At 44.0% G+C, this 21,159-nt stretch carries 17 protein-coding genes and 1 pseudogene; 17 read left to right on the top strand and 1 reads right to left on the bottom strand.

Annotated features, from left to right (window positions below):
- The first annotated feature begins 60 nt into the window (after positions 1-60).
- Positions 61-1,104, top strand: a complete 1,044-nt coding sequence (locus ABUE36_RS10325; RefSeq protein ID WP_161001643.1) for an aldose epimerase family protein — start codon at positions 61-63, stop codon at positions 1,102-1,104.
- A gap of 254 nt (positions 1,105-1,358) precedes the next feature.
- On the top strand, positions 1,359-1,604 hold the full coding sequence (locus ABUE36_RS10320) for a hypothetical protein (RefSeq protein WP_017262211.1): 246 nt from the start codon (positions 1,359-1,361) through the stop codon (positions 1,602-1,604).
- A gap of 174 nt (positions 1,605-1,778) precedes the next feature.
- On the opposite strand, the gene ABUE36_RS10315 is transcribed toward ABUE36_RS10320, so the two are convergent.
- Positions 1,779-2,708, bottom strand: coding sequence for an IS30-like element ISLpl1 family transposase (locus ABUE36_RS10315; protein ID WP_096109805.1), 930 nt, complete (start codon positions 2,706-2,708; stop codon positions 1,779-1,781).
- Positions 2,709-2,797: 89 nt separating this feature from the next.
- Here ABUE36_RS10315 and ABUE36_RS10310 point away from each other — a divergent pair.
- From ABUE36_RS10310 to smpB, 15 genes and pseudogenes are all read left to right on the top strand, one after another.
- Positions 2,798-4,135 (top strand): annotated as a pseudogene (locus ABUE36_RS10310) (glycoside-pentoside-hexuronide (GPH):cation symporter); the annotation flags it as partial.
- Between the two features lie 44 nt (positions 4,136-4,179).
- Positions 4,180-5,349, top strand: coding sequence for a galactokinase (locus ABUE36_RS10305; protein WP_161001645.1), 1,170 nt, complete (start codon positions 4,180-4,182; stop codon positions 5,347-5,349).
- A 16-nt stretch (positions 5,350-5,365) separates the two neighbouring features.
- Positions 5,366-6,832 carry a UDP-glucose--hexose-1-phosphate uridylyltransferase gene (locus ABUE36_RS10300; protein WP_161001646.1) on the top strand — a complete coding sequence of 489 codons (1,467 nt, stop codon included), beginning with the start codon at positions 5,366-5,368 and terminating at the stop codon, positions 6,830-6,832.
- A 30-nt stretch (positions 6,833-6,862) separates the two neighbouring features.
- A complete protein-coding gene (locus tag ABUE36_RS10295) occupies positions 6,863-7,855 on the top strand; it encodes a substrate-binding domain-containing protein (protein WP_161001647.1) in 993 nt (330 codons plus the stop codon).
- A gap of 191 nt (positions 7,856-8,046) precedes the next feature.
- Positions 8,047-8,547: a phosphatidylglycerophosphatase A gene (locus ABUE36_RS10290; RefSeq protein WP_161001648.1), complete on the top strand. Its 501-nt coding sequence runs from the start codon at positions 8,047-8,049 to the stop codon at positions 8,545-8,547.
- Between the two features lie 193 nt (positions 8,548-8,740).
- Positions 8,741-9,757, top strand: a complete 1,017-nt coding sequence (gene gap / locus ABUE36_RS10285; protein ID WP_161001649.1) for a type I glyceraldehyde-3-phosphate dehydrogenase — start codon at positions 8,741-8,743, stop codon at positions 9,755-9,757.
- 198 nt (positions 9,758-9,955) lie between these two features.
- Entirely contained in the window at positions 9,956-11,155 is a 1,200-nt protein-coding gene (locus ABUE36_RS10280) for a phosphoglycerate kinase (protein WP_017262218.1), read from the top strand.
- A gap of 721 nt (positions 11,156-11,876) precedes the next feature.
- A complete protein-coding gene (gene tpiA, locus ABUE36_RS10275; RefSeq protein ID WP_161001650.1) occupies positions 11,877-12,638 on the top strand; it encodes a triose-phosphate isomerase in 762 nt (253 codons plus the stop codon).
- A gap of 90 nt (positions 12,639-12,728) precedes the next feature.
- Positions 12,729-14,048, top strand: coding sequence for a phosphopyruvate hydratase (gene eno, locus ABUE36_RS10270; RefSeq protein WP_161001651.1), 1,320 nt, complete (start codon positions 12,729-12,731; stop codon positions 14,046-14,048).
- Between the two features lie 202 nt (positions 14,049-14,250).
- Entirely contained in the window at positions 14,251-14,913 is a 663-nt protein-coding gene (locus ABUE36_RS10265) for a TetR/AcrR family transcriptional regulator (protein WP_421016685.1), read from the top strand.
- A 28-nt stretch (positions 14,914-14,941) separates the two neighbouring features.
- Positions 14,942-16,504: a ClC family H(+)/Cl(-) exchange transporter gene (locus ABUE36_RS10260; RefSeq protein ID WP_421016684.1), complete on the top strand. Its 1,563-nt coding sequence runs from the start codon at positions 14,942-14,944 to the stop codon at positions 16,502-16,504.
- 109 nt (positions 16,505-16,613) lie between these two features.
- Complete coding sequence (gene secG, locus ABUE36_RS10255) at positions 16,614-16,856, top strand: preprotein translocase subunit SecG (protein WP_017262223.1); 243 nt, start codon at positions 16,614-16,616, stop codon at positions 16,854-16,856.
- Between the two features lie 127 nt (positions 16,857-16,983).
- Complete coding sequence (locus tag ABUE36_RS10250; protein WP_421016683.1) at positions 16,984-17,745, top strand: alpha/beta hydrolase; 762 nt, start codon at positions 16,984-16,986, stop codon at positions 17,743-17,745.
- A 29-nt stretch (positions 17,746-17,774) separates the two neighbouring features.
- Entirely contained in the window at positions 17,775-20,141 is a 2,367-nt protein-coding gene (gene rnr / locus ABUE36_RS10245; protein WP_421016682.1) for a ribonuclease R, read from the top strand.
- A 39-nt stretch (positions 20,142-20,180) separates the two neighbouring features.
- The gene (gene smpB / locus ABUE36_RS10240) at positions 20,181-20,651 is read left to right on the top strand and encodes an SsrA-binding protein SmpB (protein WP_421016681.1); all 471 of its coding nucleotides are present in this window, start codon (positions 20,181-20,183) and stop codon (positions 20,649-20,651) included.
- The last annotated feature ends 508 nt before the right edge of the window (positions 20,652-21,159 follow it).

Raw genomic sequence — 21,159 nt, 5'->3', positions numbered from 1 at the left:
TTCCATCAAAACCTATAATGGCTCTAGTAAAGTTTAGTAAAAATTGTGGAGGCATCCTTTATGAATTTTAGTCAGCAACCGTTTGGTAAATTAAGTGACGGTCGATCAGTCGACCAATTAATTTTAAGTAATGATAATCAAGTATCATTGCGTGTATTAACGTTAGGGGCAACGTGGCAGGGATTTGACGTGCCTGATGGTAACAATCGTAAGAATTTGTTGATCAGCTACGACCAACTCAAAGATTACGAAGCCACACCGTTTTATGTTTGTAAGACAGTTGGTCGGGTAGCTGGTCGGATCGGCCAAGCGACTTACGACATTGATGGGACCACTTATCACAGTGACCAAAACGAAAACAAAAACACGTTACACGGTGGTCTACATGGCTTTTCTGACCGTGTTTGGCGGGTTGTTGGCCATCAAGAGACGAGCGATACTGTTTCCGTTACATTAGGGATTAGCGTTCAGGGTAGTGAAGATAATTTCCCTGGTGACATGGATGTTCTTGTGACCTATAGTTTGACGAATGCCAACCGGGCAACGTGGTCAATCACGGGTACGGCAACAGCTAAGACACTATTTAATCCTACGTTACACACATACTTTAATGTGACGGATAACGAAGCACTGACCACGCAACAGTTGCACATTAATGGCAAGCAGCGCGTTTTGTTGAACACCGAAAAAGTTCCTACTGGTGAACTCAGTGATGCTACTGGTACAGCCTATGATTTCAGTAAGACGGGGACTGTGACAGATCATTTGGCTCAGCTGAAAGAAGAAAACGGTGGCAAAGAATTCGACGACGCCTATCGTGTCAATGGGGATGAACATACGCCGATTGCAACGGTTAGTGACCCGGTTAGTGGCCGCGCTGTGGACCTGTATTCTAGCCGAAATGGCTTGGTGATTTTTACTGCTGACCCATTAGCTTATGATAAGGATGAGGCTTATCAGGCCAGTCATCCTTATACGGCCTTGGCCATGGAAGCACAGTGGCTACCAGATGCCATTCATCACGATGGTTTTGGCGATGTTGTGTTGCCAGCAAACGCACCACAAACGTATAGCATCAGTTATCAATATCGGGAAATGAAATAGTTAAATTAGGTTAAATAACGTCCGTTTGATGTTCAGCAGTAGCTGATATCAAGCGGACGTTTTGTTTGTCAGTTGAAAAAAGAGACTAAAAAGTTTTAGTAAAAATAGTTAAAAGCTGCGAAACTGATTAGACAGGCAAAACAACCGGTTGCATAGCGTTTGTATATAAAATCACATTGTTGAAACTTTTAGTAAAACTGTTATTATCGACTTTGAAATCGCTTACATAACTATTTTATTTGGAGGTTAGCAAGATGGCTGATAAGAATCAGAAAATCAAAATTGACCCTGATAAGTTTGCACGTGCAGTGCTGGGTGGCAATGCTCAACGCGAGGGCGAGGAAAACAAGTTGTACATCAAACGTCAATTGACGTTGTACCTTGAATCCGTTTTACTCGTGCAAGATTTTAACGGTTTGGAAGAAACATCATTCGATATGGCAAAAGAAAAGCAACGTAATGCCATTCTCGAAAAAGTCATTGAGCGTCGCTATAACTAATTCGACAAACGAACGTTAAATTAGTCGAATGGAAAAAGGAGAACTTGAAAATGAATCAAGTCAAACAATATTTATCCTATGCGCTTGGGGCGTTTGGTCACGACGCATTCTATGCAACACTTAGCACTTATTTTGTTATTTTCGTTACTAGTCAATTATTGGTAGATTGCAAATTTAATCCGAATTTTTGGACAAATTGGTCAGCATAACCTGATACGGTGTTTTCCAGTCAAGTATTTTAAGCGGTCTCTGGTTAATTTGGAGTAACGTCGTCGTTAAATCTTGAGCACTAATGTGCTCAAAACGAGTCCCCTTAGGATAAAAATAACGTAAATTCCGATTAAAGCGTTCATTACTACCACGTTCAGCTGGCGTATAAGCATGACAGTAATAGGTCTTAATACCATATTGTGATTCAAATGATACTAGCCCACTAAACTCAGTACCACGGTCCACAGTAAAACTGTGCACCGGTCCATTAAAAGTTGTTAGGAACTTAGTCAGTGCTTCATTAACACTCGCTGTCGTTCGGTCCTTTAACCGATATGCCCAAAGGAACCGTGATTTGCGATCGATTAAAGTTAATAAAACTGCCTTACTATGCCCACGAGGGCCAACGACGGTATCTAGTTCAAAATCACCGATGCGATTACGTTGATTAATCATCATGGGACGCTGTTCAATCGATCGCCCCAAAGATTGATTATATTTGGATCGTTGGTCAACGTTACGCCGTTGGCGTACGCCATGTTCAGGTAGATCATTCAAGGAGAAACCAATTCTCCCCTGATTTAGCCAATTATAAATAGATTTAGTCGCTAGTTTAAATTCGTGAGCAATCATTCCTGGTGACCAGCTTAGATGTAAATGGTTGAGAATTGTTTGCTTTAACTCATCGCTCAGCTTAGTTTTCCGACCACATCGTGATCGCTTGTATTCGGCATCTGTTTGTGCTAATTCAGCCTGATAAGGTTGACATCGAGATAATTCATAAGAAATTGTTGACGGTGATCGGTTCAGCCGAACGCCCATTTGGATATTGGACAGCCCTAGTTCACAAAAGGTTTCGATTTTAATTCGTTCGGAATAGGTTATACTAGACAAAAGATCAGCTCCTAAAAGATGGGTTTGTTGTAAACACCATTTTAAAGGAAGCTGATCTTTTTTGTCCGAACAGCGTTCGGATTAATTTTACAATCTACTTATTTAGTTCAGGTAATCATGCAAACGATGCCAAGATGATCAGTGCTGTTACGATAACGATGGTTGCAATTCGACTTGTCGAAATTGTTTTCGATCCACTTATCGGTGGTGCAGTCGATAATACCAGAACCCGATGGGGCAAATTCAAACCTTGGTTGATGATTGGGGCCACAATCAGTTCCATCATGTTAATTCTGATTTTTACGGATTTTGGTGGATTAACTGTTAACAAGCCTACGCTCTACCTTATCTTGTTTGGTATTGCGTTTGTTGTTTTGGATGTATTTTATTCATTTAAGGATATTTCTTTCTGGTCAATGTTACCTGCTTTGACCGTTGATTCTGGAAAACGTGCTCGTTTTGGGACGATTGCTCGTTTCGGTTCAACTTTGGGTGCACAAGGTGTCGCACTTGTCATTATGCCAACAGTTACCCTTGTATCTGGTTGGTTTGGTGGCGCCAAGGGCCAACAAACACAAATTGGTTGGGTTGGATTTGCTATTTTGATCGGTGCTGTTTCCTTTCTCGGTGCTTTAGCCACTGCTTTGGGGACCAAAGAAGAAGACAACATTATTCGTGAAAACACTGAAAAAGTCGGGATTGTCGGTATTTTCAGAGTTCTATTTAAAAATGACCAATTGATGTGGTTATCACTTTCATACTTTATGTTGGCTTTCGGTTACGTTATCACCAACTCACTGTTCTTGTATTACTTTAAGTACGTTATGGGCAAGTCAGGTGAGTTCTCACTTGTTGGTGCCGTGACTGCGGTTCTCGGAATTATTTCAGTTATTTTATTCCCATTCTTAGAAACCTTAATCAAACGGAAGGCTATTTATGTCGGCGGTATTTGTTTGATGTTGGTTGGTTACATCATTTTCAACTTTGCTGGAACGAACCTGTTCATGGTCTTGTTAGCTATCTCATTTATTTTCTTCCCATACCCAATGATTTTCTTGGCCGCATTGATGACCATTACTGATTGTGTTGAATATGGCCAGTTACATTTGGGAACACGTAATGAATCAGTTACATTAGCCGTTCGCCCACTGATTGATAAAGTCGCTGGTGCGTTTGCAAACGGGATTGTCGGTATTGCAGCGGTTCATGCAGGGATGATTGGTAACGCAAAGCCGAGTGACATTTCTGCCTCACAGATGTTGAACTTCAAGACTTACATTTTCTACGCACCAATGGTGATGCTTGTCATTGCCGCTGTTGTTTACTTAACAAAAGTTACCTTGACTGAAGCTAAACATGCTGAAGTTGTTAAGGAATTGGAAAAGAAGCTGGGTGCGGATTCAGAAGATATCGCCAAGATTAAGTAATTAAAATGCAGCAATAAAAAATGTTAAAAGGTGGTTTATACATTATGGATGCAGCAAGTATTAAACAAGAATATCAAGATGCTTTTGATGTCGCACCACAGTCTGTTTTCTTCTCACCTGGTCGAATCAACCTGATTGGTGAACACACTGATTACAATGGTGGTCACGTATTTCCGTGTGCGATTACATTAGGCACATACGGCGCTGCTTCACCACGGACAGATACCACGGTTCGTTTGTACTCAGGCAACTTACCTAAGGATGGCGTGCTTACTTTTGATGTAAACGACTTATCCTTCAACAAGGACTTTGGTTGGGGTAACTACCCAAAGGGGATGCTTTATGAACTAGCCAAGAAAGGTGCTAAGTTTGACCATGGCTTCGATTTATACGTTCATGGTAACTTGCCTGATGGCTCCGGTTTGTCATCCTCGGCATCTTTGGAATTATTGGTTGGTGTGATTGCCAAGAAACTTTACAACCTCGATGTTGAACAGATGGACTTAGTCTATGCCGGTCAACAAGTTGAAAATGACTATATTGGCTTGAATTCCGGTATCATGGATCAATTCGCGATTGGCATGGGTAAAAAAGATCAAGCCATGTTCTTGGATGTTAACACCATGAAATATGAATATTATCCGGTTGATTTAGGCGATAACGTTGTCTTAATCATGAACAGTAACAAGTCTCATGACTTGGCTAGTTCGAAGTACAATGAACGTCGCTCACAGTGTGAAGAAGCATTACGCCGTATTCAGCAGGGTGTTGATGTGAAAACGTTGGGTGACTTGACCAAAGAACAGTTTGACCGAGCAACCTACTTAATTAACGATGCTACCTTGATTCGTCGGGCACGCCACGCTGTGTTTGAAAACCAGCGGACAATTGATGCCAAACAAGCATTGGATGATCATGATTTAAAGACGTTTGGTCACCTTGTTAGCGCATCACACATCTCATTGCAGTATGATTATGAGGTGAGTGTCCCAGAACTCGACACGCTAGTTGATACTGCTTGGGCACAAGACGGTGTTCTTGGTGCTCGGATCATCGGTGGTGGCTTCGGTGGTTGTGCAATTGCAATCGTTAAACGCGACCAAGTTGATCATGTTAAGCAAGTTGTTGGCGACACGTACCTGAAGCGCTTTGGTTATGCAGCAGACTTTTACGTGGCTGAAATTGCCGATGGGACTCACGAAGTTACGGCATAAACGTAGGAGTGACATTATGGTAGAAGATGCAGTAGAGAATTTAATTAGCTTAGCTGTTCAGAATGGTGCGGCAGAACCGCTAGACCGGGTTTATTTGAGGAATCGGATTTTTGCCTTAATTGGTGATGAAATGGCTGTTGCCCTAGAGGGCGATGGTGTTGAAGCTATCAGTGAGGCACTGGTTAATGCGGCCGTGGAAAACGGTAAAATCGAGGATAATCAAACAGCGCGCGAACTATTGGATGCGCAGCTGATGGACTTGACGACGCCACGTCCAAGCCAGGTCAACGAACGTTTCTGGGAAGATTATCAGACTAGCCCTGAAGCAGCAACAAAGTATTTTTACGGCTTGAGTAAAGCCAATAACTACATTAAAACAAAGGCAATTGCAAAAAACATTGTCTTCAATTCAGCGACAACGTTTGGCGACTTGGAAATCACGATTAACCTGTCTAAACCGGAAAAAGATCCCAAAGCGATTGCGGCAGCCGCCCACACAGCAGCGAGTGGGTATCCACTTTGTCAATTGTGTTTGGAAAATGAAGGTTACCTAGGTCGTCTTGGATATCCCGCACGAAGTAATCACCGTGTGATTCGACTAACGGTGGGCGGTCGTCCATGGGGCTTCCAATATTCGCCATACGCATACTTTGGCGAACATGCGATTTTCCTCGACCAACAACATGTCCCAATGAAAATTAATCGGCAAACATTTACTAATTTGTTTGAGATTATTACGCAATTTCCACAGTATTTCGTTGGTAGCAATGCTGATTTACCGATCGTGGGTGGCTCTATGCTGAGCCATGAACATTATCAGGGCGGTCGGCACAACTTCCCAATGATGAAGGCGCCAATTGCTTCAACGTTTAAATTAGCTGATTATCCAGACGTTAAATGTGGTGTTGTGAAATGGGCGATGTCGACAATTCGTTTGACTGGCACTAACCAGCAGAACGTTGCAGATGCTGCTGAACACATTCGTGAAGTTTGGAATCATTATGACGATCCAGCAGTTTCTGTAAAAGCATATGATGGTGAGACCCGACATCATACAGTTACGCCAATTGCTTATCGCGATGGTGACCAATTTGTTCTCGATATCGTGTTGCGGGACAACCAAACTTCCGCCGCTTATCCGGACGGCATTTTCCATCCTCACAAGGATGTTCAACACATTAAGAAAGAAAACATTGGCTTAATCGAAGTCATGGGACGTGCGATTTTGCCTGCTCGTTTGAAGACTGAAATGCAAGAAGTTCAAAAATTCTTGTTGGATCAGCCAAACGCCATGGCGGAATATCACCGCACTTGGGCAGAGGAACTCAAGGAAAACAATACGGTTACGAATGATAATGTCGAACAAGTAGTCGACGATGCGATTGGTAAAGTCTTTGGTCGCGTTTTAGAGGACGCTGGTGTGTTCAAGTGGGATGCTGCTGGTCGTGAGGCACAAGCTCGGTTTATTAAAGCGATTGAATAATATCTTGAATGTGTGGGAAGGTGAGAGACAGTGGCAACGTTGAAAGATATTGCAACACGAGCAAATGTTTCACTTGCGACTGTTTCTCGTGTGCTTAACTATGATGCGACGATGGCGGTCAGCAAAGAAACGCGGCAACGGATTTTCGAGGCTGCCGAGGCGCTGAATTATTCCAAACGCAAACGGAATCATCAAACTAACGTGGTCAAACAAGTCACAGTGGTTGAATGGTATTCCCAAATGCAGGAAATGGAAGACCTGTACTATATGTCAATTCGCATTAGTATTGAGCATGCGGCAATGACAGCAGGTTTTCGCGTTCAAACGGTCTTTGCTGGTTCCTTGGATCAGATTCACGAGGATACGTCCGTGATCATTGCGTTGGGTAAGTATTCTCAGGCGGAAATCCTAAAATTAACGGGCATTACGGATCGGATTGTATTTGTGGATTTCGATGCGATGGGATTAGGTTATGATTCGGTCGTTACGGATTTTCAATATGCGATAAATGATGCGGTTCATCACTTAACTGACGGCGGTGTCCGCCATATTGGGATGATTTGCGGTACAGAGATGACCACAGACCGTCAGCGAGTCATTGAAGATCCACGAAAAGCGCCGTTTCAGATGGCAATGGGACAGGACTACAATGAAGCGTTCGTTACACAAGGCGATTATTCGCGTCAATCGGGTTATCAACAAATGAAAGCATTGATTGGTGACTTACAGGACCGGTTGCCAGACGGGTTTATCATTACGAATGATGCCATGGCAGTTGGGGCATTGAAGGCGTTGAACGAAGCTAACATCAGCGTGCCTGATCGTGTTCAACTAGTTACGTTTGATGACACATCGATTGCTAGTTACGCAATTCCAGGATTAACTGCGGTGCACGTCGCGACTAATCACATGGGTGAGGCGGCGGTCCAGTTAGCCCAGGAGATTACTAAGGCCGATCATCCGATAGCAAAGAAGATCGTTTTGGGTACGCGGCTGGTTCAACGTGAAAGTACGAAATTTTGAACAGGACTAAAAGCAGGGGGCCGATTATGTGGTCGCCCTGTTTTTTTGCAATAATGCAATGAGTCTTGACCCGTCAAACATGCTTTTTTTGCCTAAAGTGTGTACGCTAGAATAGGTGTGTAGAGGATCGTCATTGTACTAAGCTGACCGGTTAGCACACTTAGATTTATGGAAGGAATGAAACTTAAAATATGAATAACGCATCATTTAAATACCCGGATCAGGCTGCTTATAAGCTGGTAACTGCCCAGTTAGCAGCAAAGAATATTACTTACAAAGAAATTGCTGCGATTACGCAGGACATGCAACGCGACTATTTACCAGATGTTCCGCTCAGCGAGTTTGAAACGGAAACTGAGGATGTACTCCACAAACGCGAAGTGATGAACAACGTGATGGTGGCGCTTGAGTTGGATCGACTGGCAACTGAGAATCAACTGAAGGAACCGTTGGAATCGATTATCAGAAATGATGCCGGCGTGTTTGGTGTCGATGAGGGACTGGCGCTCAACATCGCAAATATCTATGGCACGATCGGTGTGACCAATTACGGCTATGTGGATAAGGTTAAAGAAGGCGTGATCAAACGGCTAGATGAAGAAAAAACCGACCAGGTCAATACCTTTATTGACGATATCATTGGCGCGATTGCGGCAGCGGTGGCTGCCAAAATGGCACACAAATACGCTTAGAGTTTGGTAAGAATTTGAACTTTTAGCAAACGGAAGAATCTTCTGCTAAGTCGCGTCACGCTTATGAAACAATCAAATGTAAGCGAATGAAAGCACTTGTGAAAACGATCCTAACGTTTGCAGGATTTGGTCGATTGTCATATAATTACATCTGTGTTAAACATATATTTTCCTTAAGGGAGGAAGTTCACCAATGACTGTTAAAATTGGTATCAACGGATTTGGCCGTATCGGTCGTTTAGCTTTAAAGCGGATCCACGAATTGAACACTAACGACATCGAAGTTGTTGCAATCAATGATTTGACTACACCTTCAATGTTGGCTTACTTACTCAAGTATGACTCCACTCATGGCAAGTTCCCTGGTGAAGTTAGTTCAACGGACAAGGGCATTGTCGTTGACGGTAAGGAAATCCCTGTATACGCAGAACGCGATGCAAAGAACATTCCTTGGGTTAAGAACGACGGTGTTGACTACGTGCTTGAATGTACTGGTTTCTACACTTCAGCAGAAAAGTCACAAGCCCACTTGGATGCCGGCGCAAAGCGTGTTCTGATCTCAGCACCTGCTGGTAAGATCACAACTGTTGTTCCTGGCGTTAACTTGGACGTTTTGAGCAACGACGACAAGATCGTTTCCGCTGGTTCATGCACGACTAACTGTCTTGCACCACTGGCTTACTTCATGAACGAAGAATTCGGTATCAAGGTTGGTACGATGACGACGGTTCACGCCTTCACATCAACTCAATCAATCCTTGATGGCCCTCGTGGTTCAAAGCCTCGTAACAACCGTACTGCTTCTGTTAACACGATTCCTCACTCAACTGGTGCTGCTAAGGCCCTTGGTTTGGTTATCCCAGAATTGAACGGCAAGTTACAAGGACACGCACAACGTGTTGCTGTTGTTGACGGTTCATTAACTGAATTAGTAACTGTTCTGGACAAGAAGGTTACTGCTGACGAAGTTAACGCAGCTATCAAGAAGCACACTGAAGGTAACGAAGCCTTTGGTTACAACGACGACGAAATCGTTTCAAGCGATATCATCGACGATTCACATGGTTCCGTATTTGACCCAACTCAAACGGAAGTTACAACTGCCGGTGACAGTCAATTAGTTAAGACTGTTGCTTGGTACGACAACGAATGGGGCTTCACTTGCAACATGATCCGTACGTTGTTGAAGTTCGCCACTTTGGAAGCTTAATTTAAATCATTACGTTTTTGATTAAATGTGGCAAAGGCGGGAGGAGGAAGACTCCGCCCGCCTTTTTCTTTGAATGATTTAGTGGAATGGTTCACAAATAGTCACGTTTGTTTTCAGAAAATTGGGCTGTGAGTGGCTTTTACCATTAAAAATCGTTAAAATACATGCGTACGCAAAAATCGTTGGGAGGAAACTACCTTGGCTAAATTAACTGTTTCTGATTTAGATTTAACTGGAAAAAAAGTTTTAATGCGTGTTGACTTTAATGTGCCGATTAAAAACGGCGTGATTGGTAACGACAACCGAATCGTGGCTGCATTACCTACAATTAACTATGTTCTGGATCATGGTGGCCGTGCCATCTTATTCAGTCATTTAGGTCGTGTTAAGACTGAAGAGGACAAAAAGGAATTGTCCATGCGTCCTGTTGCAGAACGTTTGAGCAACTTATTGGGCAAACCTGTAACGTTTGTTCCAACTACTCGTGGTCCTCAGCTCGAAGACGCCATCAACAACTTGAAGGACGGCGAAGTTCTGTTATTCGAAAACACTCGTTTTGAAGATTTGGATGGCAAGAAAGAATCCGGTAACAACCCTGAATTGGGTCAATACTGGGCTTCACTTGGCGATGTTTTCGTTAACGATGCTTTTGGTACTGCTCACCGTGAACATGCCTCAAACGTTGGTATCGCAACGGCCATGAAAGCAGCCGGCAAGTCAGTTGCTGCTGGTTTCTTAATGGAAAAAGAAATCAAGTTCTTAGGTAACGCTGTTGATAACCCTGTTCACCCATTTGTTGCTATTTTGGGTGGTGCTAAGGTTTCTGATAAGATCGGTGTCATCGACAACTTATTGAGCAAGGCTGACAAGGTTATCGTTGGTGGTGGGATGGCTTACACCTTCTTTGCTGCCCAAGGCCTATCAGTTGGTAACTCATTGCTTGAAAAGGACAAGATCGACACAGCCAAAGCAATCATTGAAAAGGCTGGCGACAAGCTTGTATTGCCAATCGATTCCGTTGTTGCTAAAGAATTCAAGAATGACTCACCAGCAGAAACTGTTGATGGTTCAATTCCTGATGGTTACATGGCTCTTGACATCGGTCCAAAGTCTGTTGAATTATTTGAAAACACTTTGCGTGATGCTAAGACTGTTGTTTGGAACGGACCAATGGGTGTCTTCGAAATGCCTAACTTTGCTAAGGGTACCTTAGCTGTTGGTAAGTTCTTGGGTGACTTGGATGCTACAACAATTGTTGGTGGTGGTGACTCAACTGCTGCCGTTCAACAATTGGGTGTTGCAGACAAATTGACTCACATCTCCACTGGTGGTGGCGCTTCCCTTGAATACCTTGAAGGTAAGACTTTACCTGGGATCGCAGCAATCAGCGACAAGTAATTTAGTTTAATACCGTTTTACATTAACGTCCTTCAATCTGTTTCTTAACGGGTTGACGGGCGTTTTTGTGTTTTGAATGGTTAAGGACGCTTGCGGTTGTCAACATTGAAATGCGTCGTGGGACCGGTTCAAGCCTCCTGAAATTCGGAGTCTTTCACCTCGCCGTGAAGCCTCATGAGAACCTGAGTCTCCACGACCGTCCGTGCTGTAAATTCGGTACAAAACAACCGAATTAACACCACTTGCACGTCTTGATTTCAATGTTGACGCCCTCCAGCTCATATTCATATAACTTTGAAAAGTCCAAAAAGTGGTCGAGCAACAGAGTTAAATGTGCACTAATATGTCTGTTGAAGGTCCTGACGACTTATATGTGAGTGGAGATGACCGAAGACAGTTTCGTGTCGACAATACTTGATGGCGGGTTTTGCCATTTAGTATTGTGGGACGAGTTCTGAAACGTGGTTTTCGGTTCAGAATCGAGTTGAAGACCGTGCACTTCAGCGGGCTGAAACGTTCCCCAAGAAACGGCGTCTTCGGTCATCGCAACAACAGGTCATTGCTTACCAAAGCAATCAGGCAAGGTGAAACTAGCTTTTTAGGACTGACTTCACTACAATGCATGTGTAGGAGAAAGACTTATGAGTGTTCGTTTGGCAACGAGTGCTTTGACAGATTAAAAGAGTAATGCCAAGACCCATTATGAAGAGGGGGCTAACCCATGCGGATTCCAATGATTGTTGGAAATTGGAAGATGAATAAGACTGCGGACTCAGTAGAATCGTTTGTAAATGGTATTAGAGGCAATTTGCCTAATGCGATGCAGTTAGAAACAGCTATTTGTGCACCTGCCTTGTTTTTAGAACAAATGGTTGATCAGACTCGCGACATGCCTTTAGAAGTTGGCGCGGAAAATTGTTACTTTGAGGACAACGGTCCGTTTACCGGTGAAACCAGTCCATATGCGTTAAGCAAAGCTGGCGTTGATTTTGTTATTTTAGGACATTCTGAGCGTCGGAAGATTTTCCGTGAAACCGACGAGATGATTAATTTAAAAGTTCAAGCCGTTTTTCGGAACCATATGCGACCGATTATTTGTTGTGATGAAACGATGGGGCAGCGAGAATCTAATGATGCTGTTCACTGGGTTGTTGCTCAGGTAATTGAGGCGTTAAAGGGCGTTGATGAGGAGCAGGCAAGAACGGCGATTATTGCGTATGAGCCAAGCTGGGCGATTGGTGTTGGTACACCCGCATCACCTGATCAAATTGAGGAAGGCTGTTATCTGATTCGTCAAACGGTCGCAGACGTTTACGATGATGAAATTGCTGACGAAGTGCGGGTATTATATGGCGGTTCTGTTAAGCCTGCAAATATAAACACGATCATGCAGAAACAGGATGTCGATGGGGTTTTGGTCGGCAACGCGAGCCTTCAACCTGAATCGTTTCTGGAACTTATTAGCAATGATCCTGGAAAATAATTGCTCATAATCTTGATAGTGAAACGCGTAACACATATAATAGTAGGGAAGTCATTGCGACTACATTTACCCATATAAGGAGAGAATAAGATGTCTATTATTACAGATATTTATGCACGCGAAGTTTTAGATTCACGCGGTAACCCAACTGTTGAAGTTGAATTGTACACAGAAAGTGGTGCAATGGGCCGTGGAATCGTTCCTTCAGGTGCCTCAACTGGTGAACACGAAGCTGTTGAATTACGCGACGGCGACAAGAGCCGGTTCCAAGGTAAGGGTGTTACTAAAGCGGTTGATAATGTAAACAACATCATCGCTAAGGAAATTGTTGGTTACGATGTTACTGACCAAGTTGCTATCGACCAAGCAATGATCAAGCTTGATGGTACACCAAACAAGGGTAAATTAGGCGCGAACGCCATCTTAGGTGTTTCATTAGCCGCTGCCCGTGCAGCGGCTGACGAATTTGAAGTTCCGCTTTATAACTACTTAGGTGGTTTCAATGCGCATGTTCTGCCAACACCAATGATGAACGTTATCAACGGTGGGAAGCACGCCAACAACAAGGTTGACTTCCAAGAATTCATGATTATGCCTGTTGGCGCACCAACAATTAAAGAAGCCGTTCGTTACGGTTCAGAAACATTCCACGCTTTGAAGAGCATCTTAAACGACCGCGGTTACTCCACTGCCGTTGGTGACGAAGGTGGTTTTGCACCTGACTTGAAGAACAACGAAGAACCATTTGAAATTCTGGTTGAAGCTATCACCAAAGCTGGTTATGTACCTGGTAAGGACATTTCAATTGCCTTTGACTGTGCTGCATCAGAATTCTACAACACTGACACTAAGAAGTATGACTTAGTTGGTGACGGCAAGAGTTACACTGCCGAAGAATTCACTGACTTACTTGAAGGTATCGTTGACAAGTACCCAATCGTTTCCATCGAAGATCCTTTGGATGAAAACACTTGGGATGACTGGGCAACTTTAACTGCTAAGTTAGGTAAGAAGGTACAAATCGTTGGTGACGACCTGTTTGTTACTAACACTGACTACTTGGCTAAGGGTATCAAGATGGGCGTTGCTAACGCTATCTTGATCAAGTTGAACCAAATCGGTACTCTGACTGAAACTGTTGAAGCTATCGAAATGGCTAAAGAAGCTGGCTACACTGCCATCGTTTCTCACCGTTCTGGTGAAACCGAAGACACAACGATTGCTGACTTGGTTGTTGCTACAAACGCCGGCCAAATCAAGACTGGTTCAATGAGCCGGACTGAACGGATCGCTAAGTACAACCAGTTGATGCGGATTGAAGACCAATTGGGCACAACCGCTGAATACAAGGGCATCCACTCATTCTACAACTTGAGTGAACAAGCTCGTAACGCCATCATCAACAAGTAATTTCGTTTTGAAATAGGTTGTTATGATAATAAAAATCCTCACTTTTCGAAGTGAGGATTTTTTGTTGCTAAGTTTTGATAGATTATGAATTTCTAAAGATTCAAAAGAAAAGCTGAAATATACATGAAGACATTAATGTGTTTACTTTGTTCACCTATACTAGACTTGAGTGTTTTTGGCAACAATGAAACGGGGGAGTTACATGGCAACACAACATGAGGTGGCAAAACGGCATGCGCTATTAGAACGAATGGCTGTTGTTTTTATGCGGGAAGGCTTTAGCCAGCTAACAATGAACGACCTGATTAAAGTAATGGGTGTTTCGCGAAGAACGGCTTATAAGTATTTCAGCTCGAAAGAAGACATTGTGCACGCTGTTGTTAAGTTGTACTTAGACTACATAGAAGATCTTGACATTCCTCAGCTTAATGGGGACGTGGCAAACTTTTTTCGTCAGTTTCAAATGCTGTTCGATCAATCTTTGACAATTTCGCGAAAAATTTCTGATGAATTCTTGAGTGATCTGAAATCAGCCAACGATTCAGACTATCGCAATTTGCAAGATGCACTTAATCAGCAACAGCAACAAGCAATTATTTATTTCGAGACCGGTGTAAAACGTGGTCTCTTTCGTACGTATCAGTGGGATGTTTTATTATTGCAAGATCGCGTGATGGTGCGCGGCTTAATTGACCGGCACTTTTTATTGCGTCATAGTTTGAACCTCACGAAGGTATTGACTGATTACTATAATTTAAAGAAGACCCAGCTGCTTTTACCGGAGCAGTTAAACGTAATTGATGATCAGCCTGTTCGGTTGATTATTGAATATTTTGTGAATGAGTATAATCGAACGTTCTTATAAAAAATGTCCTAAAAAGAGAGATGATCATTTGAAGAAAAAAAGTAAACGCCGACTTTCGCTCGATTTAACGCGGGTCGGCACTGTCATCACAGGTTTAGCAGTTGGATTAGTGGCGGGGCTTATTGTTAGTTTGTTTCGATTGGCAATTGAACATGTTCTCGGTTTGGTGAAAATTGGTTATGCAACGATGCATCATCAACCCTGGTTAATTTTACCGTGGGTTTTGGGCATGATTATTTTGGGCATTTTAGTGGGGGTACTGGTTAAGACCAGTCCACAAATTAGTGGGTCTGGGATTCCCCAGGTTGAGGGTCAATTGGCTGGGGAGTTTGACGAGCCGTGGTGGCCAACGCTCTGGAAAAAGTTTGTTGGTGGCATTGCAGCAATTGGTTCTGGTCTGATGTTGGGCCGGGAAGGTCCTTCGATTCAACTTGGGGCTGCTGTTGGGCAAGGCTACGCCACGCTTCGTGGCCATCAAGGGACTAATCGCCGGGTTGCAATCGCTAGCGGTGCAGCAGCAGGGTTGTCAGCGGCATTCAATGCACCGATTGCCAGTACACTGTTTGTTTTGGAAGAAATTTATCATAATTTTTCACCGTTAGTTTGGCTGACATCGTTAACCAGTGCTGTTGTCGCAAACTTTGTGTCACTAGCATTTTTCGGGCAAACGCCAGTTTTACATATCCCGTACTCCAGTGGACTACCATTACGTGATTACGGTCATTTGATTGTACTGGGCATTATTTTGGGCTTATTAGGGCGATTGTATCAAACCGTCCTGTTGCGTTTGCCAAGTTGGTACGCTAAGTTAAGACTGCCTCGTTATTTAGACGGTATCGTGGCACTGCTACTGACCGTTCCTGTTGGTTGGTGGTGGACCTCCAGTTTGGGTGGCGGTAATAGCGTTATTTTGGATTTGGCACGCATTCATCCAGGCATTTGGGTGCTCATCGGGCTGTTTGTTGTTCGATTCGTATTCTCGATGGTGGCGTATGGATCTGGATTACCCGGGGGAATCTTCTTACCGATTTTAACGTTAGGTGCCGTCATTGGTGCGATTTATGGCCGAGTGATGGTCATGATGGGATTACTGCCTAGTATTTACGTGGTCAACTTAGTTATTTTTGCAATGGCGGGATATTTCGCCGGAATTGGGAAAGCACCGTTCACGGCGATTCTCTTGATTACGGAAATGGTCGGGTCCTTGCAGCATTTGATGCCCTTAGCCGTGGTTTGTCTAGTTGCCTATATTACAGTAGATGTGTGCGGCGGCGCGCCAATTTATGAATCCTTATTGGGACGAATGCTGTCACCGACGGCGGAACGAGCTGCTGGTTTTACGGACCGAATTGAAGTGCCTGTGTTCGATGGCTCGTTTTTAGTTGGCCATCAGGTACGGGAATTTAGATGGCCGACCAATGCTCTATTAATTGGTGTTCATCGTGGCGAACGGCAGATTATTCCACACGGCGATACGATTTTGCGTGCCGGTGATACCTTGATTGTGGAAACACAACATGATAATCGTGCCTTTATTCGTGAACGAATTGCCGGGATGGCAGAGCAAATTAGTGTGCGTGGTGAAGACTGAAGAATTACCTGTTTGCGTGCGTTTACCAGCATGCTCGCACTAGCAATCCCCACCATTTTATGTTAAATTAGTTGAGACATACCGCGAAGTTTGAATGGGAGGAACCACTTTGTATAATTTTTTGTTAACTGCACTGATTGTGATCGCAATCTTAATCGTTATTGCAGTCATGATGCAACCCACGAAAACAGATGATGCATTAGGTGCCTTGTCTGGCGGCGGTGCAAACGACTTATTTGCTCAACAAAAGTCACGGGGCTTTGAAGGCTTTATGCAACGGGTTACAGTAATCCTTGGCATTTTGTTCTTTGCTATTGCCTTGGCGTTAGTGTACTTGTCCTCGCATAAGTAGGCTTGTTTTTTGACGACTAACGTTTACAAATTGGTGATGGCCTCGTGCCATCTTCATTGATGTATGACAAAGCTGGGCTTAGTCCCGGCTTTTTTTCATGCAATTTTTCAGTGAAAGGATGGAAAGAATGACAATTCATTTTCGTCAACCAGAACCACTGTTTATTGAGGCGGGTGCAAACGCAGTCTTGTTGCTGCATGCATACTCTGGCAGTAGCAATGACATGGGGATGATTGGGCGTGGCTTGGCGCGTGACGGTTATACAGTCTATGCCCCAATGTTCGCTGGTCATGGCACCATGGAGCCCAAAGATATTATCACAAAGGGCGGCGTGGCCGCTTGGCTGAAGAACGCGCAAGATGCAGTGACCTTTTTAAAAGCACACGGCTATCAACAAATTGCAGTCTTTGGTCTATCTATGGGCGGTTTGTTTGCCACACGCTTATTGGAAATTGATAACACGTTAGTCGGTGGTGGGACGTTTGCATCGCCAGTTATTCGGGTTGGTCAAACGAACGTGCCACAAAGCTTTTTAAGTTTGAGCAACAAAATTTATTCACGTACACAAATGTCAACGGATGAAAAGCAACAAAGTCTCGACTGGTTAGCTCAGCACAATCCAGAACAGTTGAGTGACATTGAAGCCTTTGTCCAAACACAAGTGGCAGCAAATTTACAAATGATTCATAAGCCATTCTTTATCGCCCAGGGTGATGCGGATCAAATGATTGATCCTGGCAGTGGGGCGGCTTTTAATGCACGAATGGCGAGTTTAAATAAAGATGTCACGTTTAAGCTGTATCCGAACGCGGGCCATGTTTTAACAGTAAATAACGCGCATCACCAATTGCAAACAGACGTTGAAGCATTTCTTGAACGATTGTTTTAACCTAACGCGAAAGTAAAAATGAGGTAATTATGACAGAAAGTAATTTACAACAACAAATTTTGACGTTTTTAAACGCCAATCAGGAGGGCTCGTTTACAGCGGCCGAAATCGGCACTGCACTTAAACAACCAGAAGCTGAATTCACGCTAAGTGTGCAGGCACTTGCTGGGTTGGAACGCGCTGGCAAAGTGGCTGTTACGGACACCGGAAAGTGGGCCATTGTTAAAGTGGCAGCTGGGTTATCAGGAACTTTCCATGGTAACGACAAGGGATTTGGTTTCGTCGCATATGATGAAGAACAACCTGATGCTTACATCAATCCAGATCATACCAAGCATGCAATGACAGGTGACACGGTTGAGATGAAGATTTTACGACCATCTAAACCGGGATCTGATCGTGGACCTGAAGGTGAAGTAACAAAAGTGACTGAGCGCCACTACACACAAATCGTTGGTGAGTTTAGGTCCAAGCGTGACGCCAAGCTGCCTAGCGTTATTGGTGAAGTGCTCCTTAAAGATAAGAAACTCGGCAGTTATACGTTTGATGTCCTCGACGGCGGCATCCATCCCGTTGATGGTGAAGTTGTCACGGCCGATGTTACCGGTTATCCAACAGATCTCAATCCACAGTTATTAAGTGGTGTGGCCACGAAGGTGATTGGGAACGCCGACGAACCAGGTATCGACATTCTCCAAATCGTTTACGCTCATGATGTGCCTTCCGAATTTCCACAGGAAGTATTGGATGAAGCCAATGCAATTCCTGACACGGTGCAAGAAGCTGACAAGGCTGGTCGAGTTGATATTACTGATCAACCGTTAGTTACCATCGATAGTATTGAAAGTAAAGACTTGGATGACGCAGTCGTTGCGTGGAAACTGCCTAATGGTAATTATCATCTGGGCGTATCCATTGCCGACGTTAGCTACTACGTGAAGGAAGGTTCTGCGCTCGACAAAGAAGCTTACAAACGTGGGACTTCTGTTTATCTGACTGACCGCGTTATTCCAATGTTACCAAAACGTCTGTCAAACGGCATTTGTTCTTTGAACGAGGGTGTTGAGCGTTTATCAATGACCTGTGACATGGAAATTGATGGTACTGGTAAGGTTGTTAGCCATAAAATTTATCCTAGCTTGATGAAGAGTCATGCCCGGATGACTTATAAGGGTGTTAATAAGATTTTGGAAGCTCATGATGCCAAAACCATGGAACGTTATGACAGTCTTGTTGGCATGTTTGAAACGATGGCAGAATTACACAAGATTCTGGTTAAGAAACGCCACCAGCGTGGTGCAATTGACTTCGATGCTCCAGAAGCAAAGATCATTGTTGACGCAGAAGGGCATCCAACTGATATTGAGTTACGTGAACGTGGCTTGGCAGAACGAATGATTGAATCTTTTATGCTGGCTGCTAATGAAACCGTGGCTGAACATTATGACCGGATGCATGTACCGTTCTTATACCGTGTCCATGAAACACCAGACGGTGATCGGGTAAAGAGTTTCTTTGACTTGTTGAACGTCTTTGGCATTAATGCCAAGGGTGATCCAAACAACCTGAAACCGAAGATGTTACAGTCTGTGTTGAAGGAAGTTGCCGGAACACCTGAAGAGCAGATGGTTCAAACCATGATGCTTCGTTCCATGAAGCAGGCGAAATATTCAGATCAGCCACTAGGACACTTTGGTCTTGGTGCTGAATACTACACGCACTTCACATCACCAATTCGTCGTTATCCAGATGACATGGTTCACCGGATGATTCGCTGGTATGCGGCAAACGGTGATAGTGATGCTGCTAAGGCAAAATACGCAGATAAACTACCACAGATTGCTCAAGACACTTCTGAACGCGAGCGTCGTTCAATTGATACCGAGCGGGCTACCGACGATATGAAGAAGGCCGAATACATGGCTGATCATGTTGGCGAGGACTTTGACGCCGTTGTCAGCTCTGTACTGAAGTTTGGAATGTTTGTGGAATTGCCAAACACGGTTGAAGGACTTATTCACATTTCTAACATGAAAGATGACTTTTACGATTATGATGAAAGTCATTTGGCATTGATTGGTGAACGACATCATCACATCTTCCAAATTGGCCAGCCAATCAAGGTTCATTTGGAAAAGGTCGATAAGGATGCTGCCGCGGTGGACTTTACCATTGTGGATCCACGGACTGCGCCAACAACAGACATTCGTGTGGCCCATGATAATCATGGCAATGGCGGCCGTCGTGGAAACGGCAACCGTGGTAACCGTAACTTTCATAACAATGCCAAACGTGATGAGAAGAATGGTGGCAAGAAATTTAACCACTATCAAAGTAACCGCAATAAGGCTGGTCGTAGTGGTAAAACCAATTTTCACGGTGACCGGAAAAAGTAAGTTTAAGACCAAAATGCTGAACGAAAGGCAGGCGTGAACATGGCCAAACGAAAACAAACTGGCAACGACGCGCTGGCAAATAATCGTAAGGCGCGTCATGAATATTCGATTCTCGACACATATGAAGCTGGTATTTCACTGACCGGTACGGAAATTAAATCCGTTCGGGCGGCCCGAATCACGATTGGTGACGGGTTTGTGTCGATCAAAGATGGGGAAGCTTACCTCATGAATGTCAATATTGCCGAGTTTACGCAGGGAAATCGTTTCAATCACGATCCGTTACGTACGCGAAAGCTGTTGTTGCATCAAAAAGAAATTAGCAAGTTACAGTCGGCAGTGTCCCAAAAAGGGATGACCATTGTGCCATTAAAGGTTTACATCAAACATGGTTTTGCGAAGGTGTCGATTGGTGTGGCACAAGGGAAGCATTCTTATGACAAACGTGAGACATTAAAGAAACGCGACCAACAACGTGATATCGATCGTGCATTGTCGCGTCGCCGATAATTACTTTACTTTTGTAGTATTTGTACCTATTTACTGTCGCATACGGTTGTCAACAGTGATACGCTCGCCGTGGGACCGGTTCGTGCCTTCTGAAACCCGAAGTCTTTTACCTCGCCGCCAAGCCTCGTGGAAAGCCGAGTCTTGGCGACCGTCCGTAACCTAAATTCGAGCATGGCACTCGAATTAACGTTACCTTCACGGCTCGGTATCACTGTTGACGCCCTTCAGCTACTGTAGGGTATCTGGCGTATTTGGCTCGCGTCAATTGCGACTGCCGGCCGCTAGTCAAATATTGTTAACTATAGGAGTGGAGCTGACCAGAAACATAGTTCCGTGTCGGCCAAACTTGGCGGCAGGCAATTGGCCGCTTAGTGTGGTGGGATGACTTATGAGACGTGTTTTTCGGCTCATAATCAAGGATGAAAACCGCGTTTTTGGCGGATTGAATCCGGTCCTCAGGGAACGGCGTTTCTGGTCGGCGTAACGGTAGGGACAGTAAATTGATGAC

Origin of the sequence: Furfurilactobacillus cerevisiae, assembly GCF_048961765.1 — a bacterium.
Lineage (GTDB): Bacteria > Bacillota > Bacilli > Lactobacillales > Lactobacillaceae > Furfurilactobacillus > Furfurilactobacillus milii_A.
The sequence above is the reverse complement of the archived record's forward strand: the minus strand, read 5'-3'. Positions and strand labels throughout refer to the sequence as shown.

Excerpts from the sequence above, each read along its gene's own strand:
- ABUE36_RS10325 (WP_161001643.1), top strand. The coding sequence starts at position 61 with ATGAATTTTAGTCAGCAACCGTTTGGTAAATTAAGTGACGGTCGATCA.
- ABUE36_RS10320 (WP_017262211.1), top strand. The coding sequence starts at position 1,359 with ATGGCTGATAAGAATCAGAAAATCAAAATTGACCCTGATAAGTTTGCA.
- ABUE36_RS10305 (WP_161001645.1), top strand. The coding sequence starts at position 4,180 with ATGGATGCAGCAAGTATTAAACAAGAATATCAAGATGCTTTTGATGTC.
- ABUE36_RS10300 (WP_161001646.1), top strand. The coding sequence starts at position 5,366 with ATGGTAGAAGATGCAGTAGAGAATTTAATTAGCTTAGCTGTTCAGAAT.
- ABUE36_RS10290 (WP_161001648.1), top strand. The coding sequence starts at position 8,047 with ATGAATAACGCATCATTTAAATACCCGGATCAGGCTGCTTATAAGCTG.
- gap (WP_161001649.1), top strand. The coding sequence starts at position 8,741 with ATGACTGTTAAAATTGGTATCAACGGATTTGGCCGTATCGGTCGTTTA.
- tpiA (WP_161001650.1), top strand. The coding sequence starts at position 11,877 with ATGCGGATTCCAATGATTGTTGGAAATTGGAAGATGAATAAGACTGCG.
- eno (WP_161001651.1), top strand. The coding sequence starts at position 12,729 with ATGTCTATTATTACAGATATTTATGCACGCGAAGTTTTAGATTCACGC.
- ABUE36_RS10265 (WP_421016685.1), top strand. The coding sequence starts at position 14,251 with ATGGCAACACAACATGAGGTGGCAAAACGGCATGCGCTATTAGAACGA.
- ABUE36_RS10250 (WP_421016683.1), top strand. The coding sequence starts at position 16,984 with ATGACAATTCATTTTCGTCAACCAGAACCACTGTTTATTGAGGCGGGT.
- rnr (WP_421016682.1), top strand. The coding sequence starts at position 17,775 with ATGACAGAAAGTAATTTACAACAACAAATTTTGACGTTTTTAAACGCC.
- smpB (WP_421016681.1), top strand. The coding sequence starts at position 20,181 with ATGGCCAAACGAAAACAAACTGGCAACGACGCGCTGGCAAATAATCGT.